A 26,458-nucleotide genomic window follows, 5' to 3' on the forward strand; every position below is an offset into this window, starting at 1 on the left:
GCGGTTCAGGGAGAATCCGGCGTGGGGACCCAAGCTACTTCTCGGTCGCAAGACCTGGATCCACACGGTCGCCCACGCCGGGCTCTCGGCACCCAAGGTGCCAGATTGGCAAGAGATAAGATCCACGCCATGCGTGGATGAGCTTGCCGGGATGGCCAGGGCGCCAGACGCAGAAAGGCCGCCCGGAGGCGGCCTTTCTGTTTTCAAGCAGCCGGCCAGCGGCCGGCTCTACAGCATCGTCTGCCGGAGGCAGTCGATCTTATTTCACCAGCTTGGCGATGGCAGCGCCCAGGTCGCCCGGCGAGCGGACGGTGACAACACCGGCCGCTTCCATGGCGGCGAACTTGCCTTCGGCAGTGCCCTTGCCGCCCGAGGCGATCGCACCGGCGTGGCCCATGCGCTTGCCGGCCGGAGCCGACGCACCGGCGATGAAACCGACGACCGGCTTCTTCACGTGGTTCTTGATGTACTCGGCGCCGGCTTCTTCAGCGTCGCCGCCGATTTCGCCAACCATGATGATGCCTTCGGTCTGCGGGTCTTCGTTGAACAGCTTCAGGCAGTCGACGAAGTTCAGGCCGTTGATCGGGTCACCACCGATGCCGATGCAGGTGGACTGGCCCAGGCCGACTTCGGTGGTCTGCTTGACCGCTTCATAGGTCAGGGTGCCCGAACGCGACACGATGCCGATCTTGCCCGGCTGATGGATGTGGCCCGGCATGATGCCGATCTTGCACTCACCCGGGGTGATGACGCCCGGGCAGTTCGGCCCGATCAGCACGGTGTCCGGATGCGAACGGGTCAGCACGTTCTTGACGCGCAGCATGTCCAGCACCGGGATGCCTTCGGTGATGCAGACGATGACCTTGATGCCGGCAGCAGCGGCTTCCAGGATCGCGTCAGCCGCGTACGGCGGCGGCACGTAGATGACCGAGGCGTTGGCGCCGGTGCTCTGCACGGCGTCGGCAACGGTATTGAAGACCGGCAGGTCGATATGGGTGGTGCCACCCTTGCCCGGGGTCACGCCGCCGACAACCTGGGTGCCGTACTCGATCATCTGAGTGGCGTGGAAGGTGCCCTGCTGGCCGGTGAAGCCCTGCACGATCACCTTGGTGTTCTTGTTGATCAAAACAGACATTGGAATTCCTTGGTGTCGGTATCAGGCGGCGTTCTTGACAGCTTCAACGATCTTCTTGGCGCCATCGTTGATGTTGTCAGCCGGGATGATGGCCATGCCGCTGTCACGCAGCAGCTGCTTGCCTTCTTCCACGTTGGTGCCTTCCAGGCGCACCACGACCGGAACCTTGACGCCCACTTCCTTCACGGCGGCGATGATGCCTTCGGCAATCATGTCGCAGCGGACGATGCCGCCGAAGATGTTGACGAAAATGCCTTCGACCTTGTCCGAGGACAGGATCAGCTTGAAGGCTTCGATGACGCGCTGCTTGTTGGCACCGCCGCCCACGTCCAGGAAGTTCGCCGGCTCGCCGCCGTTGAGCTTGATGACGTCCATGGTGGCCATGGCCAGGCCGGCGCCGTTCACCATGCAGCCGATGTTGCCGTCCATGGTGACGTAGTTGATGTCCAGTTCCGAAGCGATCACTTCGGTCGGATCTTCCTGGGTCTTGTCGCGCATGGCGACCAGGGCCTTCTGGCGGAACGCGGCGTTGTCGTCGCTGTCGAACTTGCCGTCCAGCGCGTACAGGTTGCCGTCGTCCAGGATGGCCAGCGGGTTGATTTCAACCAGGGCCAGGTCCTTTTCGTTGAACAGGCGGTACAGGTTCACCATGATGCTGGCGAACTGGCCGGCCTGCTTGGCGGTCAGGCCCAGCTTGAAGCCGAAATCGCGGCCGTGGTAACCCTGTACGCCTTCGACGAAGTCGACGTTCAGCGAGTGGATCAGCTCCGGAGTTTCAGCGGCGACCTGCTCGATCTCCACGCCGCCTTCCGAAGAGGCGATGTAGGTGATGGTCTTGGTGCCACGGTCGACCAGCACCGACAGGTACAGTTCCTTGACGATCTCGCCGGCGGTGGTCACCAGCACCAGGTTGACCGGCAGTTCAACGCCAGCGGTCTGGTAGGTGGCCATCTTGGTGCCGAGCATCTTGGCCGCAGCGGCCTTCACGTCGTCGGTGGTCTTGCAGAACTTGACGCCGCCAGCCTTGCCGCGGCCGCCAGCGTGGATCTGCGCCTTGACCATCCAGGGGCCCTGGCCCAGGGAGTTGGCAGCGGCAACCGCTTCGTCCGGGGTCGCAGCGACCTTGCCGGCCGGGACCGGGATGCCGTACTCGGCAAGCAGTTGTTTTGACTGGTATTCGTGGAAATTCATGCGTCACCGTGGGAATAGGAACGACCGCACGCAATTCCTCAGGGCCCCGGCGGGGCGCCGGCATGGACCGCGGCGGGCCCACTATTGTGGCCGAGCCGGCGCCGGGGCGCAAAGAAGTCTGTACAAAACGCCAGACGCGGGCAGATTTCCACCGTCATTCAGGCAGTTGCACCCGCGCCGGGGCTGGCCACCGGTGTCCGCACCGGGCCAAATGCGCGATCCGGGCCGCTTCGGCGGCGCCCGGCCGGGGGCCCTATACTGCCCTTTGCAAACGCGACGTGCCGGCCCGGCTTCAGGGGACGTCGGCCAGGTCCGCCGCAGAATCCAGACCCAGGCAGCCAGAAGGGGAGTTCCGGCGTGTCACCCAGTGCTTCATTGATTGACCGCATCGAATCGATTCCGCGGCGTGAACTGTATTTCTTCGCGCTGTACCGGGTGCTGATCGCTACGGTCATTGCCGCCCTGCTCTACAGCCCGTTGTCGGCCATGGTCGGCGAAGCCCACCACCCGCGGCTGGCCGATGTCGTTGCGGTCATCTATCTGGCCCTGTCGCTGCTGGCCCTGGTGGTCGGCCGCAACGAACGCTGGCTGCGCCCGATCGTGGTCAGTGGCGTGCTGGTGGATATCGTGGCTGCCACCCTGCTGTCGCACGCCCTGCCCGGCGCCAGTGCCGGTATCTCGATGTCGCTGCTGTTCAACATCGCCGCCGCCGCCACCCTGCTACCGCTCAGCCTGGGACTGGGCCTGGCGCTGGCCGCCAGCCTGGCCACCGGCGTCGAGTACACCTGGAAGCTGCTGGAAGGCGGCGACCCCACCCGCACCCTCGCCGAACTGGCGATGTTCGCTACCAGCTACCTGGCACTGGCCTTCATCAGCTACCAGGTGGGCAACCGCGCCCGCCGCAACCAGCAGCTGGCCAACCAGCGCGGCGATGAAGTCGCCAACCTGTTCCAGATCAACGAACTGATCATCCGCCGCATGCGCACCGGCGTGCTGGTGGTGGACGCCGACAACCGCATCACCCTGGCCAACGAAGCCGCCTCGATGCTGCTGGGCGACAACGACGGCAACGGCGAAAGCGGGCGCCTGGACCTGGCCAGTGCCGCACCGGAACTGGCGCGCCGGCTGCAGCGCTGGCGCAATGGCTGGGCACAGGACGAACTGCCGCTGCAGCTCAACCCCGACCAGCCGGAAGTGCAGCCACGCTTTGCCCGCCTGCTGGCCGGCAGCGACCTTGCGCTGGTGTTCCTGGACGATTCCAGCGTGGTCTCGCGCCGCGCCGAATCGCTCACTCTGTCGGCCATGGGCCGCTTCTCGGCCAGCCTGGCGCACGAGATCCGCAATCCGCTGGCGGCGATCAACTATGCCGTGCAGCTGCTCGAGGAAGGCACCGGCTTCAACGAAAGCGACCGCCGCCTGCTGCAGATCATCCGCCAGCAGTGCCAGCGCACCAACGGCATCGTCGAGAGCGTGCTGGGCCTGGCACGGCGCGAACGCGCCACGCCCGAGAACGTGGACCTGGTCGCCTTCGTGCGCCGCTTCGTTCTGGAGTACAAGCAGGGCCAGACCCTGGAGACCGACAGCATCGAACCGATCATCAGCGACACATCGGTGATGGCCCAGGTCGACGCCAAGCATCTCTACCAGGTGCTGACCGTGCTGGTGCACAACGCACTGAAGTACGGCCGCATCGGCCAGCAGCCTGCACGGGTGCGGCTGCGCGTGGCCCAGCACGAACGCAGCGCGGTGATCGACGTGATGGACCGTGGCCCGGGTATCCCGGAGAGCGTGGCTGCGCAGCTGTTCCGGCCCTTCTTCACCACGTCCGAGCATGGCACGGGACTGGGCCTGTACATCGCGCGCGAGCTGTGCAGGGCCAACCAGGCCCGCCTGGACTACATCGCGGTGCCGGCCGGTGGCTCCTGCTTCCGCCTGGTGCTGCCCGGTCCACATACGCTGCTGCCGAGCTGATCCCCATTCTGTGCGTCAAACATTTGTCGCTTCCAGCCCCCTCGTTTATCTTTCACGCCCATGAATGAAACCCGCAGCGCCCTCGTCGTCGACGACGAACGCGACATCCGCGAACTGCTGGTGCTGACCCTCGGCCGCATGGGGCTGCGCATCAGTACCGCCGCCAACCTGGCCGAGGCACGTGAGCTGCTGGCCAGCAATCCGTACGACCTGTGCATCACCGACATGCGCCTGCCCGATGGCAACGGCATCGAACTGGTCAGCGAGATCGCCCAGCACTACCCGCGCACGCCGGTGGCGATGATCACCGCATTCGGCAGCATGGATCTCGCCGTGGAGGCACTGAAGGCCGGTGCGTTCGATTTCGTCAGCAAGCCGGTGGACATCTCGGTGCTGCGCGGACTGGTCAAGCACGCGCTGGAACTCAACAACGCCGAGCGCCCCGCACCGGGCCCCAACGCCGAACAGGGCGGACGCCTGCTGGGCCACTCGCAGGCCATGGATGTGCTGCGCACCACCATCGGCAAGGTCGCGCGCAGCCAGGCGCCGGTCTACATCCTCGGCGAGTCGGGCGTCGGCAAGGAGCTGGTTGCACGCACCATCCATGCCCAGGGCGCGCGCGCGGCCGGCCCGTTCGTGCCGGTCAACTGCGGCGCCATTCCCGGCGAGCTGATGGAGAGCGAATTCTTCGGCCACCGCAAGGGCAGTTTCAGCGGCGCACACGCTGACAAGCCTGGCCTGTTCCAGGCTGCGCACGGCGGCACCCTGTTCCTGGACGAAGTGGCTGAACTGCCGCTGCAGATGCAGGTGAAGCTGCTGCGCGCGATCCAGGAAAAGTCGGTGCGCGCGGTGGGCGCGGCCACCGAGGAGCCGGTGGATGTCCGCATCCTCTCGGCCACCCATAAGGACCTGGCCGAGCTGGTCGAGGACGGGCGCTTCCGCCACGACCTGTACTACCGCATCAACGTGATCGAACTGAAGGTGCCGCCACTGCGCGAACGCCGCCAGGACCTGCCCGAACTGGCCGCCGCCGTGCTGGCCCGCCTGGCCCGCAGCCACGGCCGCGCCACCCCGCTGCTGGCGCCCTCGGCGCTGGAAGCCCTGGCGCAGTACGCGTTCCCGGGCAATGTGCGCGAGCTGGAGAACATCCTGGAACGTGCGCTGGCCCTGGCCGAGGAAGACTGCATCGGCGCCGATGACCTGCGCCTGCCACAGCACGCGCCGCGTGCTCCCGGCAGTGCGGCGCCCGCCGAAGCGGTGGCCGACCTGCAGCCGGGCAGCGCTGCCCTGCCCTCCTACATCGAGCAGCTCGAGCGCAGCGCCATCCAGCGTGCGCTGGAAGAGAACCGCTGGAACAAGACCCGTACCGCCGCGCAGCTGGGCATTACCTTCCGTGCGCTGCGCTACAAGCTGAAGAAGCTGGGGATGGAGTAAACCCGGGGGCCGGATCCCTTTCCAAAGGAAAGGGCTCTGACCCGGCGCGTACGACCGAACTGGTAGTGCCGGCCGCTGGCCGGCAACCCCATGCATCGCGTCATCCACGCATGGCGTGGATCTACCTCAATCCTTGGTGACGCGGTTGATCTCGGCCAAGCTGGTAATGCCCGCCGCCGCCTTCTTCAATGCCGACTGGCGCAGGTCATTCACCCCGATCTGCTGCGCCGCCTCGGCAATCTGCAGCGCATTGCCACCGGCCAGCACGATGGTGGCGATCTCATCGGTCATCGGCATGACCTGGTAGACGCCGGTCCGGCCCTTGTAGCCCTCGGTGCATTCGTCGCAGCCCACGGCCTCGTACAGCTCGATGCCCGCATCCAGCTGCGCCTGGGTGAAGCCTTCGGCCAGCAGCGCATGTTCGGGCAGGCTGGACGGTCGCTTGCAGTTGCCGCACAGGCGACGCGCCAGGCGCTGGGCGATCACCAGCGTCACCGAGCTGGTGATGTTGTAGGGCGCGATACCCATGTTCATCAGGCGCGCGATGGTCTGCGGCGCATCGTTGGTATGCAGCGTGGACAGCACCATGTGGCCGGTCTGCGCGGCCTTGATCGCGATCTCCGCTGTTTCCAGGTCGCGGATTTCGCCGACCATGATGATGTCCGGGTCCTGTCGCAGGAACGAGCGCAGCGCCGCGGCGAAGGTCATGCCGCGCTTGTTGTTCTGCTGTACCTGGTTGACGCCCGGCAGGCGGATTTCCACCGGGTCTTCGGCGGTGGAGATGTTGCGCGTCTCGTCGTTGAGGATGCCCAGCGCGGTATACAGCGACACCGTCTTGCCCGAACCGGTCGGGCCGGTCACCAGCACCATGCCGTACGGCTTGTGGATGGCATCCAGGAACAGCTTCTGCTGGTCCGGCTCGTAACCCAGCTTGTCGATGCCCAGCTTGGCCGCGCTGCCATCGAGGATACGCAGCACCACCTTCTCGCCGAACAGGGTTGGCAGCGTGCTGACGCGGAAGTCGATCTGCTTGGTCTTGGACAGGTTGAGCTTGATGCGGCCGTCCTGCGGGACGCGCTTCTCGGCGATGTCCAGCTGTGCCATCACCTTCAGGCGCGCGGCGATGCGCTGGTTCAGCTTCACCGGTGCGCGCGCGACCATCTTCAGCAGGCCGTCGATGCGCAGGCGCACGCGGTAATCGTCTTCGTAGGGCTCGAAGTGGATGTCCGATGCGCCCTTGCGGATCGCATCGACCAGCACCTTGTTGACGAACTTCACCACCGGGGTGTCGTCACCCTTGGCATCGATGCCGGAATCGCCGCCGGTGGCGCCGAGATCCTCGTCGCCGGCCGCCACGTCCAGGTTGCCCATGCCATCGTCATCGCCACCCAGAGCATCGCCGAGGGTGTCATGGCTGGCGTGCCACTGTTCCAGCGTGCGCCGGATCTGGTCCTCGTCGACCAGGATCGGCTCGACCACCAGGTTGGTGTGGAACTTGATCTCGTCCAGCGAGTGGGTCGGGTTGCTGGTGCCGACGAACAGCTTGCCACCGCGCTTGAACAGCGGCAGCACGTTGTGCTTGCGCAGCAGCTCCTCGCTGACCAGGCTCATCGCGTTCTGGCTGGCGTCGAAGGTGGACACGTCGAACAGCGGCATGCCGAACTCGACCGCATTGGCGGCGGCCAGCTGCGAGGCATTGACCAGCTTGTTCTGCGCGAACCACGTCGGCAGCGGCTGGCGCGCGGCGGCGGCCTTGGCCATGGCGTCGCGGGCGGTGGCCTCGTCCAGGGCCCCGTCCTGCACCAGGCGACGGGCCAGGCCGGTGATGCCGACAAGATTGGCGGTGGTGACAGCGTTCATATGAATCCTTGGCTCATGGGGTCATGCCATGCCGTGCTTCTTGCACGGACACCGCACGGGGCAGCAGAACCCGCCGCGACCCAATGGCCACCGGCATCGCCAATCCATGAGCAACACTGCCTTGCCCGGCACTCCCGGCCCGGCAGGCACGATCCTGACTCCCCCGGGGATGATAGCCCCGTCAAGGGGCAGCCAGCATCCCATCGGAGCGCTGAAGTGTGATCAGCAGCCGGTCGGGCGATAGCGCGCTTCGAACGCGCTGCCATCGCAGCTCCAGATGCCCTCGGCGGAGCGGCGCAGGATCAGGTCCTTGCCGTCCAGCGCGCTGTGTCCCTTGAGGGTGCAGCTGATGTGGCCGACACCGGAGTCGCTGAGTTCGGCTTCGACGTTCGAGCAGTGGGCGTTCTGGGCGACACCGATGTAGTTCGGCGTGACCAGGCTGGCCGAACGGCCCTCATTGACGAGGATTTCCACCTTGGTCTTGCCTGGTGTGAGATCGGCCAGCGCGGCGGTCAACTGAGTGCGGACGATGTATGGCTGGAACGCCACCGTCGCGATCGCCGCCAGGATGGCGATGATAGCCACCACGATCATCAGTTCGATGAGCGTAAAGCCCTTTTGAATCTGCATGACTCCCCCTGTGTTTTTGCAGCAATCCCCATTGCTGTGTGCTGATCGGACTTTGCCAGCCCGGTCAGCACAAGGCCCGCCGAAGCGGGCCTTGTGTCTTCTTACCAGCGCGCGGTTCGAGCTAAAGCTCTCAACGCGCAGAAGGCTTACTCAATTACTTGCCCTTGGTGCAACCCTTCGGGATGAACTTGTCGTCCATACCCTTAACAACGCAAGCAAAGCCACCCGGGGTGGTGATAGCACCGGTGCCGTCGGTCACGGTATCGGTGTACTGCAGCGCCAGCTGGGCACCGGCACCGATACGGCTGCCCGGCTCACGGATGGTGCAGGTCATGCCGGTATCGGCGACAGCGATGACCGAGCAGGAACCGGTTTCTTCAGCCTGGAAGCCCGCGGTCGCCGGCGTCGGCACACGACCGGCGCTCTTTTCCATCTCGAACTGGGTCTTGTGCGAAGCCAGGTCGGCCAGCGCAGCGGTGACCTTCGACTTGGCGGTGTAGTCCTGGTATGCCGGCAGCGCGATGGCGGCCAGGATGGCGATGATCGCGACGACGATCATCAGTTCGATAAGGGTGAAGCCCTTCTGGTTCTTCATTTGGTACATCCCCAAGATAGTGGTGGTTGAGTTCAGTGCACGGGATCGGACCGGACAGCGCCGGTTGAGCGGGCCCCATGCCCTGCGGGTGGATCAACGCAGGTTGCGTGCCAACCCCGGCACGCCTCCCCCTGGATTTCCCCGCGCCCATGATGGCAGCAATTTCGCGGATGGGAACCCCCCGCTTCCGAATCTGCGATGGACGCGGCAATGTGACGCAGTACGTCACCTTTGGTCGGCACCCGGCACGAAATCGCACGCTGGGCCCCCTGCCAACTGCCCATCCGGCCTTGAACCCGCTACCATCGATGGCTAGTTACCCGCCTGGGGATGGCGGGTCTTGGGGAGCCAACATGTCTGTCAGTCGCAGTGCGATCAAGAAAGAGCCGGTGGCGCGCGCCACCATGGAACTGCAGCCGTTTGTCTGGGTGGGGACCGACAAGCGGGGCGTGAAGATGAAGGGCGAGCAGCTGGCCAAGAACGCCAACCTGCTGCGCGCCGAGCTGCGCCGCCAGGGCATCAACCCGGGCCAGGTCAAGCCCAAGCCGAAGCCGCTGTTCGGCGCCTCCGGCAGCCCGGTCAAGCCCAAGGACATCGCCTTCTTCAGCCGGCAGATGGCCACGATGATGAAATCCGGCGTGCCGATCGTGTCGGCGCTGGACATCATCGCCAGCGGGCACAAGAACCCGCGGATGAAGAAGCTGGTCGACACCATCCGCACCGACATCGAGGGCGGTTCCTCGATGTACGAAGCGGTCAGCAAGCACCCGGTGCAGTTCGACGAGCTGTACCGCAACCTGGTGCGGGCCGGCGAAGGCGCCGGCGTGCTGGAAACCGTGCTGGACACGGTGGCCACCTACAAGGAGAACATCGAAGCGCTGAAGGGCAAGATCAAGAAAGCGCTGTTCTACCCGATCATGGTGGTGGTGGTGGCGATGCTGGTCAGCGGCATCATGCTGGTGTTCGTGGTCCCGCAGTTCGAGGACGTGTTCAAGAGCTTTGGTGCCGAGCTGCCCGCCTTCACCCAGATGGTGGTGAATCTCTCGCGGTTCATGGTGTCGTGGTGGTGGCTGATATTCCTGATCGTGGTGGGCTCCGCTGTCGGTGCGATCATGGCCTACAAGCGCTCGCCGAAGATGCAGCATGCGATGGACCGGTTCGTGCTGAAGGTGCCGGTGATCGGGCAGATCATGCACAACAGCGCCATCGCCCGCTTCTCGCGCACCACTGCGGTGACCTTCAAGGCCGGCGTACCGCTGGTGGAGGCGCTGGGCATCGTGGCCGGTGCTACCGGCAACACCGTGTACGAAGAGGCGGTGCTGCGCATGCGCGACGACGTCTCGGTGGGTTACCCGGTGAACATGTCGATGAAGCAGACCAACCTGTTCCCACACATGGTCATCCAGATGACCGGCATCGGCGAAGAAGCCGGTGCGCTGGACGCCATGCTGTTCAAGGTGGCCGAGTACTATGAGCAGGAGGTCAACAATTCGGTGGATGCCCTGAGCAGCCTGCTGGAACCGATGATCATGGTGTTCATTGGTACCATTGTGGGCGGCATGGTGATTGCCATGTACCTTCCCATCTTCAAACTCGGCGCCGTCGTCGGATAACACATACATGGCTTTTCTCGACCAGCATCCTGGCCTCGGCTACCCCGCCGCGGCCGCCTTCGGACTGCTGCTGGGCAGTTTCCTGAACGTCGTCATCCTGCGCCTGCCCAAGCGGCTGGAATGGCAGTGGAAGCGCGATGCGCGCGAAGTCCTGGAGGAACCGGACTTCTATGAACCGCCCCCACCGGGGATCGTGGTCGAGCCGTCGCACTGCCCGCACTGCAAGCACAAGCTGAGCTGGTACGAGAACATCCCGCTGTTCAGCTGGATCATCCAGGGCGGCAAGTGCCGCCACTGCAAGGCACCGATCTCGCTGCAGTACCCGCTGGTGGAGGCGCTGACCTCGCTGCTGGTGGTGGCCTGCGTCTGGCAGTTCGGCTTCGGCTGGCAGGGTTTCGGCGCCATCGTGCTGACCTGCTTCCTGATCGCGCTGTCCGGCATCGACCTGCGCACCCAGCTGCTGCCCGACCAGCTCACCCTGCCGCTGATGTGGCTGGGGCTGATAGGCAGCATCGACAACCTCTACATGCCGGCCAAGCCCGCCCTGGTGGGCGCGGCGGTGGGCTACCTGTCGCTGTGGACGGTCTGGTGGCTGTTCAAGCAGCTGACCGGCAAGGAAGGCATGGGCCACGGCGATTTCAAGCTGCTGGCGGCCCTGGGTGCCTGGTGTGGCCTGAAGGGCATCCTGCCGATCATCCTGCTGTCCTCGGTGCTGGGCGCCATCATCGGCTCGATCTGGCTGTACAGTCGGGGCCGTGACCGCGCCACGCCCATTCCGTTCGGCCCTTACCTGGCCATTGCTGGCTGGCTGTACTTCATGTGGGGTGCGCCGCTGGTGGAGCAGTACATGGTGATGAGCGGGCTGCGCTGAGGGGAGTCCCCATGAGCCGCTATGTGGTTGGCCTGACCGGCGGCATCGCCGCCGGCAAGAGTGAGGTGACCCGGCGCTTCGAGGCGCTGGGCATCGTGGTGGCCGACGCCGACCTGGCCGCCCGGGCCGTGGTGGCTGCCGACAGCCCGGCGCTGGCCCGTATTGCCGAGCGTTTCGGCGCCGACATGCTGCTGGCCGACGGCAGCCTGGACCGGGCCCGCCTGCGCGCCCACGTCTTTGCCGATCCGGCCGAGCGGACGGCGCTGGAAGCCATCACCCACCCGGCCATCCGCCTGCTGATGCAACAGCAGTGCGAGCAGGCTGAGAGCCCCTATGCGATTGCGGCCATTCCTCTGCTGACCGAGGTGGGCGGGCGGAAGGCCTATCCTTGGCTGGACCGGGTATTGCTGGTGGATGCACCGGAAGCCGTGCAGCACGCCCGGCTGATGCAGCGCGATGGCATTGATGCTGCGCTGGCCGACCGGATGATTGCTGCGCAGGCCAGCCGCGCACAGCGCTTGGCGCTGGCCGATGACGTGGTGGTCAATGATGGGCAGCCGGAGGACCTGCAGGTGCAGGTGGAACAGCTGCATGCGCGGTATCTGGGCTTGGCCGGGGCTTGAGGCCTGGTTGCCGGCCAGCGGCCGGCACTACCGAAGCGCATCCATGCGTGGCGTGGATCTACTGGCCGATTCGATTGCCGGCCAGCGGCCGGCACTACCAAAGCGCATCCATGCGTGACGTGGATCTACTGGCCGATTCGATTGCCGGCCAGCGGCCGGCACTACCAAAGCGCATCCATGCGTGGCGTGGATCTACTCCAGCTGCTGGCGGGCGCCACCCTGCTCCCGCGCGATTTCGGCAGCGTGCAGCAGCTGAATCAGGGTATTCAGGCCGGCAAGCGTGCGGCTGAGACCAGCCATCGTGGCGGCCTGCGCCGGGCTGGCCCCCTGCACATCCAGCCGCTGGCCGTCGGCGGCGTCGCGGCCATCCATGCGCGCCAGCAGGGCGGGCAGCAGGTCCCTGGGGTCATCCAGCAGAACTTCGACCCGCTCGGCGACGTCGGCGGGCAGCAGGTGGGCGGCATCGCCGATCAGGGCGTGCAACTGGGGGAACAGCGCGCGGGTGGACATGGTGAAGCTCCTCGCAGACGGCAGGCAACCTGCAGATGCAAGGTGGCGGACGGTGCGGGTTGGCGTACCGGACAACTCCCAGATGGATGGAAACTCCGGCGGATTCCCGGGAATCCCCACGCACCGCCCGCCATGAAGCGAGCACAGTGCATTGTCCGCGATGCCGCGCGAGGCATCGGAAGTTTTCCATCTGACAGTTGATTTCAGGACGCCAATCCCGGCCAAGGCACCTACCCCGGCCAGGTCATCAGGCCATCGCCGCGCACGGCAATCTGTAAGGAAATTCCCAAGTGCGGCGCGGGCTTGCGAATGCGTGCGTTGGAACACGCGCAGGACGCGGCAGCGATCACGGTGGTGTCGTGTCGGGCCTGTGATGCAATGTCCGCGTGCAGGGGATTCAGTGTCACAAGCGACACAGGGCGTGATGCAAGGTCGGCAGGGTCCGTGCCGACCAAGGTCGGCACCCACCAAAGCAGGGCTGCTTACAACGGCTTCGGCGAGAACGTCAGGGTGGCGATCACGCCACGCTCGCCACCGGGGCGCACGCTCACCTGCCAGCCGTACAGGTCGCACAGACGGCTGACGATCGACAGGCCGATGCCGCCGCCCTGCGAATGACCGGCGTGCGTGCCGCGGTAGCCACGCTGGAACAGCTTGGCCGCGTCTTCCTCGCTCAGGCCCGGGCCGCTGTCGGTCACCGACACCGAATTGGCGCCCACGAAGACGCGTACTTCGCCATCCTGTGAGTACTTCACCGCGTTGCCGATCAGGTTGCCCAGCGCCACCGACAGCGCCGCCTCGGGTGCATCGATCACCAGGTTGCGCTCGCCTTCCAGCAGCAGCTCCAGCGGCTTGCCACCCAGCTGCGCGCGGTGCGCATCCAGCAGCTGCTCGGCCACGCGGGCCACGTTGCTGGTGCCCTGCCCGCGCTCGTTGCGCGACAGCAGCAGCAGTGCGCCGATCAGGTCGCTGCACTGCTGCTCGGCACGCTGGATACGCTGCAGGCGCTGCAGCACCTTCTCGTCCAGGCCGGGCCGGGTCAGCAGCAGCTCGGTGGCACCGCGGATCACTGCCAGCGGCGTGCGCAGTTCATGGCTGACGTCTGCATTGAACTCGCGATCGCGCTGCACCACTTCGGTCAGCCGCGAGGAATAGTCGTCCAGCGCCTGTGCCAGCTGCCCCACCTCGTCATCGGGAAAGCGCGGCGCCAAGGGCTCGGGCTCACTGGTACCGCCGCGGTACGCACGCAGCCGCGCGGCCAGGTCCGACACCGGCTTCATCACCTTCGACGCCGACCACCAGCCCAGCACCAGCGACAGCACGCTGAACACCAGCACCGACAACACCAGCGCGCGGTTGAGCTGCTTGCCGCCGCGCACGCTGTCGGTCATGTCATAGGCGAGGAAGAACCAGGCGTCGTCGGCCTTGCGTACCGCCAGCTTGTAGGCATACGGCTGCCCCTGCTCGTCGGTGCCACTGAGGTTGTAATTGCCGTTCTGCAAGTCGGCCCACTGCGGCCACGACTCGCGGGCCTTGTCGAACTTGTCAGCCGAGTAGGCGTACGCCCGGATCTGCTGCACGGGCACTGCCGGATTGCGCCCCGGATGCTCGTAGAAGCGCCGCGCATACTCTTCGATGTTGTGGTTGATCACGTCTTCCACCAACTGGTTTTCCACCCGCATGCGGGCCCAGTTGGTGGCGAACGCGAACAGTGTCGTCAGGCAGAAGCCCAACAACACGAACGAGACGATGATGCGGCTGCGCAGGCGCCGCCGGTATGGCGTGCGCCGGCGCTCCCCCTTGGCTGCCACGGAATCAGGCTTCCGGGGTGGCGATGCGGTATCCGATGCCATGGCGGGTCTGGATCAGCGGCACTTCAAACGGCTTGTCGACCACCGCACGCAGGCCATGGATATGCACGCGCAGCGAATCCGAATCGGGCAGTTCCTCGCCCCACACGCGGGTTTCCAGCTCCTGGCGGGTCACCACCGCCGGTGCCGCTTCCATCAGCGCCTGCAGGATCTTCAGCGCGGTCGGGTTGAGCTGCAGCAGCTTGCCCTGGCGGCGCACTTCCAGCGTATCCAGGTTGTATTCCAGGTCGCCGGTTTCCAGCACGCGGGTCTGCACGCCCTTGCCGCGGCGCGACAGGGCGTTCAGACGCACTTCCACTTCCTGCAGCGCGAACGGCTTGATCAGGTAGTCATCGGCACCGGAATCGAAGCCGGCCAGCTTGTTGTCCAGCGAATCGCGGGCCGTCAGCATCAGCACCGGGGTCTGCTTGCGCGCTTCATTGCGCAGTTTGCGGCAGACTTCGATGCCGTCCATGCCTGGCAGGTTGAGATCCAGCACGATCGCGTCGAACTCGTGCACCACGGCCAGATGCAGGCCGGTGACCCCGTCAGCCGCGAAGTCCACCGTATGCCCCCGGTCCTCCAGATAGTCGCCCAGGTTGGCCGCAATGTCGCTGTTGTCTTCGATTACCAGGATTCTCACTGTCACCTCTAATTGACTGTACTGCCGGCGCGCATGACCTGCCTCATGTCCTGCTGTGCCCGTTCCTTCTGCCGAGCGCGCTCGGCAACGGTCATGCACTGCGTCGTGGTCCGGTTGGAACCGATGGGCTTTTCACGTTGGCATATTAGACGACTATCTTCACGCGCCTGTGTCAAAACCGTGTTCACGACCTGCTGATCGTTGAAGACCTGGGTTTGCACCGGTTCAGGCATGGAATCGCGTGCCGGGTACTGCTCCACCGCTGCGCGCATGCGTGCCAGGGCGTCGTTGACGCGGGTGCGCTCGTCCTGCTTGAGTTCCGAATAGGTTTCGCCGTCCTTGAGCTCCACCTCGATACGCGCGATCTGCTGCTGCAGCGGCTGGCCGGGCACGAACACGTCCTTGCCCCTGGATGCCGATGCGGTACTGACCAGGGCGAGTCCTGACAACAGGACGGCCGACATCAAAGCCTGTTTCATGGCAAACAAATCCTTGTCTGTGGCGAATCCCGACTCTATTCGCACCCCCTTCACGCCAGCAAGTGCCAATGGTCGGGGCAGCGGAAGCCCTACCGCGAGCTGGCAGGGTTGAAGTTGTTGAAGGTGCGCTGGTCGTTCAACAGCGCCTTGCCCTTTTCCTCGATCCGGCGGCGTTCGGCCACTGTCAGGCAGCGGCTTTTGGGCATGTTGCTGCCGGTACTGCGCGTGTGCTGGCAGATCTGCCGGCTGTCCTCGTGGGCGCGGGTGAGCAGGGTGTTGATCCGCTCCTGGTCGTTGAAGACCTCCCCCTGCACCTGCGGCGGCAGTTCCTGCACGCTCTGGTGGCCGCCCATCCGCGCGGTGATCCGGGCCAGCGCTTCGCGCACGGTGCTGCGGTCATCAGCGGAAATCTCGCTGTAATCGCCATCATCCAGGGCTTTTTCGACCTGGCGCACCTGCTCGGTCACCGGCGACTGCCGGTCCATCTGCACAACGGATTTCTCCGGCTTGGCCGCAGCAGATCCGGCCAGGCCCAGCAACAACGCGATCATCGTGATGCGGTACATCGCCAGCCTCCGATCCATCCAGGAACGATGGGGGCCACTCTACGGCCGTCACGCCACCTCCACAAGGGACAGCGGGCAGGCATAAAAAAGACCCAGGCGGTGCCCCCGCCTGGGTCTGAAGTTGTATCCCGATACCGATCCTGCTGAGAGGCAGAGCTGCGGTTCGCTGAAGCCTACGCGCGGGCCGATTAAAGGCTTGTTAAAGCCGGCCTCATCCGCCCGTGAGAATCTCAAGCCGCTGAATAATCAGGGTTTTTTAAGCTTCTCGACGTGCTCGATGATGCGCGTGGCCACGTCCACCCCGCACGCAGCCTCGATCCCTTCCAGCCCCGGCGTTGAATTGACCTCCAGCACCAGCGGGCCGCGCGCGGAGCGGATCAGGTCCACCCCGCACACCGACAGTCCCAGTGCCTTGGCCGACCGCACCGCCACCTGCTGCTCGGCACGGCTGGCCTTGGCCGCCACCGCCGTACCCCCGGCATGCAGGTTGGAGCGGAAGTCACCTTCCGGCGCCTGCCGCTGCATCGAGGCAACCACCTGGTCACCGACCACGAAGCAGCGCAGATCGGCGCCCTTGGCCTCGCCGATGAATTCCTGCATCAGGAAATTGGCGTACAACCCGCGCAGGGCCTCGACAATGCCGCGCGAGGCGCTGGCCTTCTCGGTAAGGATCACGCCGCGCCCCTGGGTACCTTCGTTGAGCTTCACCACATGCGGCGGTGGGCCCAGCATGGACAACAGGTCGACGGTGTCGTCGGGGTTGTCGCCGAACACAGTGACCGGCATGTCGATGCCCTTGGCCGCCAGCAGCTGGTGTGCGCGCAGCTTGTCGCGCGAACGCAGGATCGCGTCGGACGGATTCGGGGTGCGTGCACCCATCAGTTCGAACTGGCGCAGCACGGCCGTGCCATAGCGGGTGATCGAGGCACCGATGCGCGGGATGACCATGTCCACGCCGGTCATCGGCCGGCCCTTGTAATGCATCGAAAAGCCATCGGCGGCAATGCGCATGTAGCAGCGCAGCGGATCGAGGATGCGCACGGTGTGGCCGCGCGCGCGCGCCGCCTCGACCAGCCGGCGGGTGGAATACAGGGAACTGTTGCGGGACAGGATGGCGAGCTTCATCGCGGCAGGATCGGGCGGCAGGCGCGCAGCATAGCGCGGGCGTGTGGCGGGTGGATGATGCCCTGCGGCGTGGCTTGCTCAGGCGCAGGCGGCACACTGCGGGGGCAGGCCAGACCGCAAGGAAACCCGATGTCGATCACCGTATTCCCGCGCTTCTCCGAAGTGGATGTACTCGGCCACGTCACCAACACCGCCCTGCCCGTCTGGTTCGAGGAAGGCCGCCAGGAGATCTTCCGGCATTTCAGCCGCGAGGCCAGCATGCGCGACCTGGCACTGATCCTGCGCCGCTACGAGATCGACTTCCTGCAGCAGATACAGGCGGGACACGAAGTGCGCATCGAGACCCGGATCGAGAGCATTGGCCGCTCCTCGCTGTCGATCGTGCAACAGGCGTTCCAGTTCGAGGCCCTGGTAGCCAGCGGGCGCTGCGTGATGGTTCATTTCGACTACACGGCCAACGCCTCGCGCGAGATCGATGCGGAGCAGCGCCAGGCGTTGTCGGGGCTGTTCACCGAGGAATATGCACAGTCGCTGCGGGAAACGAGCGCGCGCGCCGCCGAGGCCTGATCAGCGCGAGGGAAGGCGCAGCCTGAAGCGCCCATCACGGGCGCGCAGCGCCAACCCGGTTTCACGCCATTCCACAGGCAGCTCCAAGGCTGTGTGGCGCGTGGGGTTTCGATGGACGGCATCGGACTCCCAGCGTTCCTCATAGGCTTCGCACTGCAGTGTGCCGTCATCGTCAGCATCGATCACATTGATCCAGGCCATGCTCCGGGCCTTGCCGAAGCCCCCCATCGCATGACGGGCAAAGGCTTGCCAACGACCCTGCCAGCAGACAAGCCACACGCCCTCGATGGGTCGCAGGTTCTCATCAAGCACACTGCCGGCCACCACCAGGCAGCGTCCCGACGGGCTCGCGATCACGGTCTCCAGATCACAGGCATGGCGACCACTGGAGGTCTCGTCAAGGTAAAGGGCATACGGGCAGATGCACGCGAACAGGGCCGGATGCGCAGTCACGCGCAGATCATCGGGAAGCAGCGGGACCGCGCGCAGCACCCGGGCATCAGGCAGGACGTGCCTCAGCTCCCGCGGCAATCCGGCGGCCAGCGCCGGATGTCCGTGCTCCAACCATAGGCCTCGGCAGGAATGCAGCTGGGTCACGCCGCCGGACTGGCTGCGCAGCCACGACGCCGCCCCCGCCTCCCCATCGGTCTGCAGGCGCTCGCCCAGCTGCTGCCGGAACTGGCCGGGATCAGCCGCAAGCACCTGCACCGTCTTTTGGCGCTCGTCGTAGACGATCACTGCTTCGCATCGATCAACATACCCGCTGGCCAGGCGCAGCGCGCCTCCCGGCAGGTCCTGCCATTCACCACTGGCATCACGACTGCCTCCAGTGGATACGCCTTCGACGATGGCGCCATCGCGCAGCATCTGCGTGCTGTACGCCGGTCCGCCCATGCCCAGCTCGCCCCAATCCAACAGCACATCATGTGCGGGCGGCCGTTCGGCAAAGGGCTTCATCGATTGCGAGCGCAGTCGTGAACCGCCCACGGCATTGCCGACCAGATCGATTCGCTGCAGCGCGCCCCCCAACGCAAGGCACACGGCAAGGCCGGCAATCACTCCCAAAGGCGACCACCAGGCCACACAGACGGCGACCAGGGCCAGGAACGGCAACCACTGGGTGTAGCGCCGCAGGGCGGTTCGATCAAGGGACATGCGGATGAGAGAGGCGCCCCAGCGAACCGTCGACGTCTTCAATGCCGATCCGATCGATTGCGGCCGATGCCGGTTCAAGCATCCTGCGCTCCTGGAACTGCGCCAAATCGATTCTCTTCCTCGCTCCCGGGAAGCAGCATGACCGGAAAGAGGACGAACACCCCCAAGGGAATGAACGCGATCACGGTGTACCAGCCTGACTCGTCGATGTCGTGCAATCTCCTCACGGTCAGGGCCAGCATCGGAGGCAGGAAGACGAAGACAGCGCAGACGGTCATGACCCATCCCACCTTCCACAGGATCTCGGACGTTTCCCAATCCAACGACAGGTACCCGACCAGCCAGTAACCGCGATCCATCACGCTGTAGCTCACCGCCATCACGAACCCGGCCAGCAGCGAATACGACCAGAACTCCCGCCGGTCGGATCGTCCGGAAAAATCAAAGCATCGCCTGATGGGCACAAGTGCAGCGATCATTCACGCTCCGGGCAACGGATGTTGGGCGTCAACAGCTGACGATCTTCTAGCATTGCGAAGCCAAGCATCAACTGAACCCCGCAGCTCGACCGGGCCCGGGAGGCCACAGCAGCCGCAGCTGCAGCGGGGCAGTTCCTGTCCTGCAGGCTCTGCGCAAGGATGCATTCGGACTCGACCGATCCGGCCAAGGGATGTTTGCGAAGCGACGTCCAGCCCTGGCATTCACCGGGCATCTCGACCGGGATCCATGCGCGGAAAAGCGGGGTTCGGATATCGCGGAGCGTCTGCCTGATGCAGACCGCTGGAGACATGGAGCGGGCGATGGGAATCGAACCCACGTCAGTAGCTTGGGAAGCTACAGCTCTACCATTGAGCTACGCCCGCGTTGCGGTGGGAAGTCTATGCGCTGGGCCCCGTGTTGCGCAATGGTGCCCATCGCATCAGGCCGGGGGTCAAAGCCCTCTCGTTGCCGAGAGGGCCGGCCCCGCCTGGTTTCTGCTTAGAAGGTGCCGCTGAAGTTGGCGAACAGCGTTGCGTCCTGGGCACGCTTCTGCCCGGCCGAAGCGCTCAGGCCGAAGTTGCTCTGCAGCCCGAACAGTTCGGTGCGGGCGCCCAGCACGACGGTCGCGTAGTCCTTGTCGAACTTCAGGCCCGGCACACGGTAGCTGCCCAGTTCCGGCAGGGTCTGCAGCCACGCGCTGCCCTGCTTGGTATCTTCGAACTCATGGTCGTAGGTCAGCTGCGCGTACGGCTTGAGGGTGCCGCCATCGAAGCGGGCCTGCCAACCGATGCGACCAACGGTCGAATCAACGTTCTGGCGGTCGTAGCCCAGCGCGGTGGCCAGGGTGCCGGCCGCAGCGCTTTCGGTGTAACCATCGATCTTCACCTTTTGCCAGATCACCGAAGCGATCGGGCCGTGGCGGAAGCCGCCTTCGGTGCCGAACTCGTAACCGGCGTTCAGGGCGGCGGTCAGGTTGCTGCCGTCCGGCGAACCACCGTGCTCGCGGGTGGCCGGGCCGAGCTGGACCTTGCGGTTCACGTCATACGACAGCCAGGTGTAGCTGACCTGGCCGTTCACCCAGATGCGATCGCCGTACCAGCCGGCGAACAGACCGGCGGTGGTGTCCTTCTGGGTGAAATCGCCACGGCTGTTGCCGAAGTCGGCGTTGAGGCGGCCGAAGCCGGCGAAGCCGCCGACCACCATGCCGTCGCGCGCCCAGTCGATGCCGAACAGGCCGGCCGGCGCCAGGCCGTCGTACAGATCCGCGTGGTCGTAGCGCTGCAGGTCACCGCGGACGCCGCCCCACCAGGACAGGCCGTCGGCCGGACGACCGCCCAGGTGCATGCTGACCTGATCGGCACGCGAACGACCGATGGTCTGCGCCGAGTGGCTCAGCACCTGCTGCAGGCGCGGGGCTTCCAGCACCGAGACCGCGTACTGGCCCAGCAGCTGGTGGCCCGCCGTGGTCGGATGCACGCCATCGGCGAACAGATAGGTGTTGGCCGCATCCGGGCTGACGTAGCTGGTCGGATTGCAGGTCAGGATGCTCTGGGTCGAATTGGCCGGATCGATCTTGCAGGCGGTGCTGGTGACGTTGGTGAAGCCGTACATGGCCGGATTGGCGGCGACTTCGCCCAGCACGGTGAAGGTATCGAGCGGGATGAACTCGATGCCGGCCTGCTTCAGGCCACCATAAAGAGCCTTGTTGTAGCCGGCTGACAGCGCGGTGGCGGTGGCCGCGTTCGGGCCGCGGAAGGCCGGGGTCAGGCCGACGTTCGGCAGGTTCGGCACCAGCACGTACTGCGCACCGGCCTGCTTCAGCGCACCCACCAGAGCGATCTGGTCGGTGACGGCGGCGCCGATGATGGCCTGTGCCTGCGTCGGCGCAGCTGCGGCGGCGAACAGGTCATTGGCGCCGCCCCACACCGTGTACAGGACATTGCCGTCAGCCTTGCCGCCGTTGGCGGCCAGATAACGGGCCGCCTGCGACTTCAGCGAGGGGATAGTCCCCATTGCGCTCGGCACGTCCACGCCAACGCGGGCACCACCGACCGCGTAATTGTCACCGTTCTGGCCGTTGCCATTGGCGGCGCCATTGAGGCCATAGTAGTTGGCGACCTGCTGCGACCACACCCAGCCCGGGTTGGTGGTGAACTGGCCGGTCACCGGACGCACATCAGCCGGCAGCAGCGGGCGGAAATAGCCGGCATCGGTCAGGCTGTCGCCGAAGAACACGGCCTTGGAATACGGGGATTCGCCTGCCATGGCCGGAAGCGCGGCCAGCGCGATCGCGGCCGCCATCAGGGTGCGGATCGGGCGTTTGCTGAGCAGCATGAAAAAACTCCTGTGGGGATATCGTTGAGGACCCGGCGGACGTACGCCGGCGCACGGTGAATGGTTTCACTGCGCCGCGTTTTGCTCACGCTGCGCCGCCGCATGGATTGTCGCCCGATCGCCGGGAAACCTGCTGTGCCGGAGCTGGCGCCCCGTTCAATTTGCAAGTGTTCCGATCCCGGCGGGCTATCGGCGACAATGCACGGATGAACATCCAGCTCAATGGCGAACCCCGCGCCCTGCCCGCTTCGGCAACCCTTCACGACCTGCTCGAGGCCGAACAGTTGCTGCAGCGCCGGGTGGCGGTCGAGGTCAACGGCGAGATCGTCAGCCGCAGCCGCCACGGCGAGCACGTCCTGGCCGAAGGCGACGTGGTGGAGATCGTGCACGCGTTGGGCGGGGGCTGAGACCTCCGGGTGGTGCTGGCCGCTGGCCGGCAATCCGACGCTGTCAGGCACCCTGCATTTGCGGGCCAGCGGCCGGCACTACCCTCGCCCTCCTGCGGACAGCACCGCCTTGCGTGATCCCATCTTCAGGCGGATAGGCGATAATCGCGCCATGAACGTTCATGTCTCCCCCGATTCGCTGGTGATCGCCGGCAAGACCTATGGCTCGCGGCTGCTGACCGGCACCGGCAAGTTCAAGGATCTGGAAGAAACCCGCCTGGCCACCGAGGCCGCGGGCGCCCAGATCGTCACCGTGGCGATCCGCCGCACCAACATCGGGCAGAACCCGGGCGAGCCGAACCTGCTCGACGTGCTGCCGCCGGAGCGCTACACCATCCTGCCCAACACCGCCGGCTGCTACACCGCCGAAGACGCCGTGCGCACCTGCCGCCTGGCCCGTGAGCTGCTGGACGGCCATAACCTGACCAAGCTGGAAGTGCTGGGCGACCAGAAGTCGCTGTACCCGGACGTGGTGCAGACCCTCAAGGCTGCCGAGCAGCTGGTCAAGGACGGCTTCGAAGTGATGGTCTACACCTCCGACGATCCGATCCTGGCCAAGCGCCTGGAAGAAATCGGCTGCGCCGCAGTGATGCCGCTGGCCGCGCCGATCGGTTCGGGCCTGGGCATCCAGAACAAGTACAACCTGCTGCAGATCATCGAAGACGCCAAGGTGCCGATCATCGTTGATGCCGGCGTCGGTACCGCGTCGGATGCCGCGATTGCGATGGAGCTGGGCTGCGACGGCGTGCTGATGAACACAGCCATTGCCGGTGCGCGCCACCCGGTGCTGATGGCCAGCGCCATGCGCAAGGCGGTCGAGGCCGGCCGCGAGGCCTTCCTGGCCGGGCGCATCCCGCGCAAGCGCTACGCCAGCGCCTCCTCCCCGGTGGATGGGCTGATCGGCTGATGACCAATCCTTTCGACAGCGCCGGTTCCAAGGCTCCGCCCAAGCCCTTCACCGTAAGCGAGGGCCGCCGCGAGGTGCGCAGCTTCGTGTTGCGCCAAGGCCGCTTCACCCCCGCCCAGCAGCGCGCGTTCGACGAACGCTGGCCGCGCTTCGGCCTCGACTACACCGGCCAGCCGCGTGACCTGGACGCCACCTTCGGCCGCCCGGCACACAAGGTGCTGGAAATCGGCTTCGGCAACGGTGCCGCGCTGCGCTTCGCCGCCCAGCACGACCCGTCGCGCGATTACATCGGCATCGAAGTGCACGCCCCGGGCGTGGGCAGGCTGCTGAACGCGCTGGCCGACGACAACGCCGACCACGTGCGCCTGTACCACCACGACGCGGTGGAAGTGCTGCAGAACGAGATCGCCGATGGCGCGCTCGATGAAGTGCGCATCTACTTCCCGGACCCGTGGCACAAGAAGCGCCACAACAAGCGCCGCCTGCTGCAGCCGGCGTTCGCCGAACTGCTGGTGCGCAAGCTGCGCCCGGGCGGCCGCCTGCACTGTGCCACCGACTGGGAGGACTACGCCGAGCAGATGTGGGACGTGCTCGATGCCACCGCCGGCCTGGTCAACCGTGCCGGCCCGCGTGGCAGCGTGCCGCGCCCGGACTGGCGCCCGCAGACCCACTTCGAGACCCGCGGCCAGAAGCTCGGCCATGGCGTCTGGGACCTGCTGTACGACCGCACCTGACGATCGCCTGAGGACGCCGCGCCCCACATGGATACCGCGCTGACGCTGACCAACGACATGAAGCTCGTGCTCGGGCTGGTCGGCTTCACGATGGCGATGTTCCTGTTCGAGCGCATCCGCGCCGACGTGGTCGCGCTGGTGGTACTGGTGGTGCTCGGTGTCACCGGGCTGATCGCGCCGGAGGAAATCTTCGGCGGCTTCTCCGGTAACGCGGTGATGAGCATCATCGCCACCACCATCCTCGGTGCAGGCCTGGACCGCACCGGGGCGCTGAACCGGCTGGCCGCGTGGTTGCTGCGACGCGGTCATGGCGTCGAGCAGCGGTTGCTGATGATGACCACCGCCATTGCCGGCCTGAACTCGTCCTTCATGCAGAACCCGTCGGTGATGGCGCTGTACCTGCCGGTGGCTTCGCGACTGGCAGCGCGCACCGGCCTGACCCTGCAGCGCCTGCTGCTGCCGATTTCGGCGGCGATCGTGATGGGCGGTGCGCTGACCATGGTCGGCAATTCACCGCTCATCCTGCTGAACGATCTGCTGGCCTCGGCCAACAACAACCTGCCCTCGGGCCTGGCCACCATCGAGCCGCTGCGCATGTTCGCGCCGCTGCCGATCGGCGTGGCGCTGCTGATCGCCTCGCTGCTGTATTTCCGCTACTACGGCGACCGCAAGCTGATCGAGGAAGAGAACCTGGCCAACGACGGGGTCACCCCGGCGCGCACCGAAAGCTACTTCGCCAAGACCTATGGCATTGAAGGCGATGTGTTCGAGCTGGTGGTCAGTGCCGAAAGCCCGCTGGTCGGCATGACCCTGGGCGAGGCCGAGAACCTGCACGATGCCCCGCTGCTGCTGGCCCTGAAAACCGGCAATGACACCCGCCTGGCGCCGCCGGCGGAGATGCGCATCTGGGTGGGCAGCGTGCTCGGCGCAATGGGTCCGCGCGAGCAGATCAACGACTTCGCGCAGAACCAGTTCCTGCGCATGTCTTCGCGCCTGAAGCACCTGGGTGACCTGTTCAACCCAAGCCGCGCCGGTATTTCCGAGGCGGTGGTACCGCCGACCTCGAACGTGATCGGCAAGAGCGCGGCCGACCTGCGCCTGCGCAAGGAGCGCGGCATCAGCCTGCTGGCGATCAACCGCGACAAGCAGGTGATCCGCGAGGACGCGCGCGACGTGCAGTTGCGTGCCGGCGACATGCTGGTCTTCCACAGCATCTGGACCGACCTGGCACAGGCGGCCAAGAGCCGCGACTTCGTGGTGGTGACCGACTACCCGACCGGCGAACAACGCCCGCACAAGTTCAAGATCGCCATGGCGATCTTCGCGTTGACCATCCTGATCGCGCTGACCAGCAAGCTGCCGGTGGCGCTGACGCTGATGACCGGCGTGGCCGGCATGCTGCTGACCGGCGTGCTGCGCATGGACGAGGCCTATGCCTCGATCAACTGGAAAACGGTGTTCATGATGGCCGGGCTGATCCCGCTCGGCTGGGCGATGGACTCCAGTGGTGCGGCGGCATGGGTGGCCGGCCATACCATCGACAAGCTGCCGACCGGCATCCCGGTGTGGGTGCTGGAGGTGGCGCTGGCGCTGCTGACCACGGCGTTCTCGCTGGTGATCAGCCATGTGGGCGCGACCATCGTGATGGTGCCGATCGCGGTGAACCTGGCACTGGCGGCGGGCGGCAACCCGACCGCGTTCGCGCTGATTGTGGCGCTGTCGGCGTCCAACAATCTGATGACGGCCTCCAACCCGGTGATCTCGATGATCACCGGCCCGGCCAACTACACCCCGCGCGAGATGTGGCGGGTCGGCGGCCCGCTGTCGCTGATCTACACGCTGGTGGTGGTGTTGATGATCAACCTGATGTTCTGAGGGGCTTGATCGGCAGGGCTGCGCCCTGCACCCGCCGAATCAACGTCAACGTCAAAGGCTGGCAATCCGTGGGATGGCGGGGTGGGTCCGGTTGCGGGGGACGCCGTAAACCCGTCCGTGGGGGCTTGGCCGCGGCATCCATGCCGCGGACACCCCCGCAACCGGACCCACCCCGCCTTCGATAGTTTCACGCGGCTGGTGGTGGGTGCCGACCGTTGGTCGGCACCGATCTCGCTCTGGTAGCTGTCGACTTGGTCGACACCGTAGATCCACGCCATGCGTGGCTGAAGCTCTGGATACCCATTGATGTGGATACCCATTGATCCTGTGGGTGCGAACCTTGGTTCGCACACCGGTTGCCTCAAGCCAGGTAAACCTGCCCGTCGCGCACGTCCACCGGCACCGCGCGCAGGCGGTCGCCCTTGCAGGGGCCGGCGACGCAGTCGCCGCTGTCCAGCGCGAACGAGGCGCCATGCGCGGCGCAGACCAGGTGGCCTTCACGGCTCTTCAGGAACTGGCCCGGGGCCCAGTCCAGGCGGCGGCCGGCGTGCGGGCAGATGTTCAGGAACGCGCGCACCTGCGCACCGTCGCGGTACAGCACCAGCGATTCGGCATCGCCATCAACCACTGCTTCGACCTCGGCAAACGCGCCATCGGCAATGGCATCAAGGGCGATCAGGGCGGCAGGGGCAGTCATGGCGAAGGCTCGGACAGTAAACCCGCATTGTCGCACGCCCACTCAGGTGACTGGCTGCGACATGAACACAAGTCATTGATCCGTAATAAGCACAGGCTATATTTAACGAGTTTTTCACTCAATGACAGTGGCGCGTCCCGATACTCTGGTTTCGCTGATCCCAGCCT

General features: G+C 65.7%; 24 protein-coding genes, 1 tRNA gene and 1 pseudogene. 10 read left to right on the top strand and 16 right to left on the bottom strand.

The features are described 5' to 3' along the window. Positions 1 to 259 precede the first annotated feature (259 nt). Positions 260 to 1,135 carry a succinate--CoA ligase subunit alpha gene (gene sucD, locus AC5P7E_RS20155; protein WP_005410793.1) on the bottom strand — a complete coding sequence of 292 codons (876 nt, stop codon included), beginning with the start codon at positions 1,133 to 1,135 and terminating at the stop codon, positions 260 to 262. 21 nt (positions 1,136 to 1,156) lie between these two features. After that, complete coding sequence (gene sucC / locus AC5P7E_RS20160; protein WP_004154430.1) at positions 1,157 to 2,326, bottom strand: ADP-forming succinate--CoA ligase subunit beta; 1,170 nt, start codon at positions 2,324 to 2,326, stop codon at positions 1,157 to 1,159. A gap of 357 nt (positions 2,327 to 2,683) precedes the next feature. Between sucC and AC5P7E_RS20165 the strand changes: the two genes are divergently transcribed. Both AC5P7E_RS20165 and AC5P7E_RS20170 read left to right on the top strand, forming a co-directional pair. After that, complete coding sequence (locus AC5P7E_RS20165; RefSeq protein WP_005414304.1) at positions 2,684 to 4,297, top strand: sensor histidine kinase; 1,614 nt, start codon at positions 2,684 to 2,686, stop codon at positions 4,295 to 4,297. Between the two features lie 60 nt (positions 4,298 to 4,357). Beyond that, positions 4,358 to 5,731 carry a sigma-54-dependent transcriptional regulator gene (locus AC5P7E_RS20170; RefSeq protein WP_049452342.1) on the top strand — a complete coding sequence of 458 codons (1,374 nt, stop codon included), beginning with the start codon at positions 4,358 to 4,360 and terminating at the stop codon, positions 5,729 to 5,731. 126 nt (positions 5,732 to 5,857) lie between these two features. Here the strand turns inward: AC5P7E_RS20170 and pilB are convergent, their stop codons facing one another. The 3 genes from pilB to AC5P7E_RS20185 all read right to left on the bottom strand — a co-directional run bounded on the left by pilB (position 5,858) and on the right by AC5P7E_RS20185 (position 8,816). Beyond that, positions 5,858 to 7,591 (bottom strand): type IV-A pilus assembly ATPase PilB, encoded by a 1,734-nt coding sequence (pilB, locus tag AC5P7E_RS20175; RefSeq protein ID WP_005414305.1) that lies wholly within the window; start codon positions 7,589 to 7,591, stop codon positions 5,858 to 5,860. Between the two features lie 222 nt (positions 7,592 to 7,813). Continuing rightward, positions 7,814 to 8,221 (bottom strand): pilin, encoded by a 408-nt coding sequence (locus AC5P7E_RS20180; protein WP_114619185.1) that lies wholly within the window; start codon positions 8,219 to 8,221, stop codon positions 7,814 to 7,816. Between the two features lie 154 nt (positions 8,222 to 8,375). Then, positions 8,376 to 8,816, bottom strand: coding sequence for a pilin (locus tag AC5P7E_RS20185; protein WP_005410798.1), 441 nt, complete (start codon positions 8,814 to 8,816; stop codon positions 8,376 to 8,378). A 353-nt stretch (positions 8,817 to 9,169) separates the two neighbouring features. Between AC5P7E_RS20185 and AC5P7E_RS20190 the strand changes: the two genes are divergently transcribed. The 3 genes from AC5P7E_RS20190 to coaE are packed head-to-tail and all read left to right on the top strand — an operon-like array spanning position 9,170 to position 11,923. Continuing rightward, positions 9,170 to 10,429 carry a type II secretion system F family protein gene (locus AC5P7E_RS20190; RefSeq protein WP_005410799.1) on the top strand — a complete coding sequence of 420 codons (1,260 nt, stop codon included), beginning with the start codon at positions 9,170 to 9,172 and terminating at the stop codon, positions 10,427 to 10,429. Positions 10,430 to 10,436: 7 nt separating this feature from the next. Further along, positions 10,437 to 11,300 carry a prepilin peptidase gene (locus AC5P7E_RS20195; protein WP_005410800.1) on the top strand — a complete coding sequence of 288 codons (864 nt, stop codon included), beginning with the start codon at positions 10,437 to 10,439 and terminating at the stop codon, positions 11,298 to 11,300. Positions 11,301 to 11,311: 11 nt separating this feature from the next. Next, positions 11,312 to 11,923, top strand: a complete 612-nt coding sequence (gene coaE / locus AC5P7E_RS20200) for a dephospho-CoA kinase (protein WP_111687604.1) — start codon at positions 11,312 to 11,314, stop codon at positions 11,921 to 11,923. Positions 11,924 to 12,121: 198 nt separating this feature from the next. On the opposite strand, the pseudogene AC5P7E_RS20205 reads toward coaE, so the two are convergent. The 6 genes and pseudogenes from AC5P7E_RS20205 to rimK all read right to left on the bottom strand — a co-directional run. After that, a pseudogene (locus tag AC5P7E_RS20205) lies at positions 12,122 to 12,433 on the bottom strand (hypothetical protein); the annotation flags it as partial. A gap of 482 nt (positions 12,434 to 12,915) precedes the next feature. Next, entirely contained in the window at positions 12,916 to 14,244 is a 1,329-nt protein-coding gene (locus AC5P7E_RS20210; RefSeq protein WP_005410803.1) for a sensor histidine kinase, read from the bottom strand. A gap of 4 nt (positions 14,245 to 14,248) precedes the next feature. Beyond that, entirely contained in the window at positions 14,249 to 14,926 is a 678-nt protein-coding gene (locus AC5P7E_RS20215) for a response regulator transcription factor (protein WP_005410804.1), read from the bottom strand. Positions 14,927 to 14,934: 8 nt separating this feature from the next. Next, positions 14,935 to 15,405: a hypothetical protein gene (locus AC5P7E_RS20220; RefSeq protein ID WP_005410805.1), complete on the bottom strand. Its 471-nt coding sequence runs from the start codon at positions 15,403 to 15,405 to the stop codon at positions 14,935 to 14,937. An 89-nt stretch (positions 15,406 to 15,494) separates the two neighbouring features. Next, complete coding sequence (locus tag AC5P7E_RS20225; RefSeq protein WP_114619187.1) at positions 15,495 to 15,971, bottom strand: hypothetical protein; 477 nt, start codon at positions 15,969 to 15,971, stop codon at positions 15,495 to 15,497. 246 nt (positions 15,972 to 16,217) lie between these two features. Continuing rightward, entirely contained in the window at positions 16,218 to 17,096 is an 879-nt protein-coding gene (gene rimK / locus AC5P7E_RS20230) for a 30S ribosomal protein S6--L-glutamate ligase (protein WP_005410807.1), read from the bottom strand. A gap of 129 nt (positions 17,097 to 17,225) precedes the next feature. On the opposite strand from rimK, the gene AC5P7E_RS20235 reads away from it, so the two are divergent. After that, a complete protein-coding gene (locus AC5P7E_RS20235; RefSeq protein ID WP_005414313.1) occupies positions 17,226 to 17,663 on the top strand; it encodes an acyl-CoA thioesterase in 438 nt (145 codons plus the stop codon). Here the strand turns inward: AC5P7E_RS20235 and AC5P7E_RS20240 are convergent, their stop codons facing one another. The 4 genes from AC5P7E_RS20240 to AC5P7E_RS20255 form a co-directional block, all read right to left on the bottom strand. Further along, positions 17,664 to 18,818 carry a hypothetical protein gene (locus AC5P7E_RS20240; protein WP_114619188.1) on the bottom strand — a complete coding sequence of 385 codons (1,155 nt, stop codon included), beginning with the start codon at positions 18,816 to 18,818 and terminating at the stop codon, positions 17,664 to 17,666. A 74-nt stretch (positions 18,819 to 18,892) separates the two neighbouring features. Next, positions 18,893 to 19,297 (bottom strand): DUF805 domain-containing protein, encoded by a 405-nt coding sequence (locus AC5P7E_RS20245; protein ID WP_005410810.1) that lies wholly within the window; start codon positions 19,295 to 19,297, stop codon positions 18,893 to 18,895. A 310-nt stretch (positions 19,298 to 19,607) separates the two neighbouring features. Next, positions 19,608 to 19,681, bottom strand: a tRNA-Gly gene (locus tag AC5P7E_RS20250). Positions 19,682 to 19,796: 115 nt separating this feature from the next. Then, positions 19,797 to 21,632, bottom strand: coding sequence for an autotransporter domain-containing esterase (locus tag AC5P7E_RS20255; RefSeq protein ID WP_049460991.1), 1,836 nt, complete (start codon positions 21,630 to 21,632; stop codon positions 19,797 to 19,799). Between the two features lie 206 nt (positions 21,633 to 21,838). Between AC5P7E_RS20255 and thiS the strand changes: the two genes are divergently transcribed. The 4 genes from thiS (at position 21,839) to AC5P7E_RS20275 (ending at position 25,594) form a co-directional block, all read left to right on the top strand. Then, on the top strand, positions 21,839 to 22,039 hold the full coding sequence (thiS, locus tag AC5P7E_RS20260) for a sulfur carrier protein ThiS (RefSeq protein WP_005410812.1): 201 nt from the start codon (positions 21,839 to 21,841) through the stop codon (positions 22,037 to 22,039). A gap of 151 nt (positions 22,040 to 22,190) precedes the next feature. Then, entirely contained in the window at positions 22,191 to 22,985 is a 795-nt protein-coding gene (locus AC5P7E_RS20265; RefSeq protein WP_005410813.1) for a thiazole synthase, read from the top strand. Then, positions 22,985 to 23,719, top strand: a complete 735-nt coding sequence (gene trmB, locus AC5P7E_RS20270; RefSeq protein ID WP_005410814.1) for a tRNA (guanosine(46)-N7)-methyltransferase TrmB — start codon at positions 22,985 to 22,987, stop codon at positions 23,717 to 23,719. The genes AC5P7E_RS20265 and trmB overlap by 1 nt, the downstream gene beginning before the upstream one ends. A 27-nt stretch (positions 23,720 to 23,746) precedes the next feature. Continuing rightward, positions 23,747 to 25,594 carry an SLC13 family permease gene (locus tag AC5P7E_RS20275; RefSeq protein WP_005410815.1) on the top strand — a complete coding sequence of 616 codons (1,848 nt, stop codon included), beginning with the start codon at positions 23,747 to 23,749 and terminating at the stop codon, positions 25,592 to 25,594. A 361-nt stretch (positions 25,595 to 25,955) separates the two neighbouring features. Here AC5P7E_RS20275 and AC5P7E_RS20280 read toward each other — a convergent pair whose 3' ends face one another. After that, a complete protein-coding gene (locus tag AC5P7E_RS20280; RefSeq protein WP_062605770.1) occupies positions 25,956 to 26,291 on the bottom strand; it encodes a Rieske (2Fe-2S) protein in 336 nt (111 codons plus the stop codon). Between the last annotated feature and the right edge of the window lie 167 nt (positions 26,292 to 26,458).

The organism is Stenotrophomonas sp. YJH_SMC_25, from assembly GCF_059369595.1.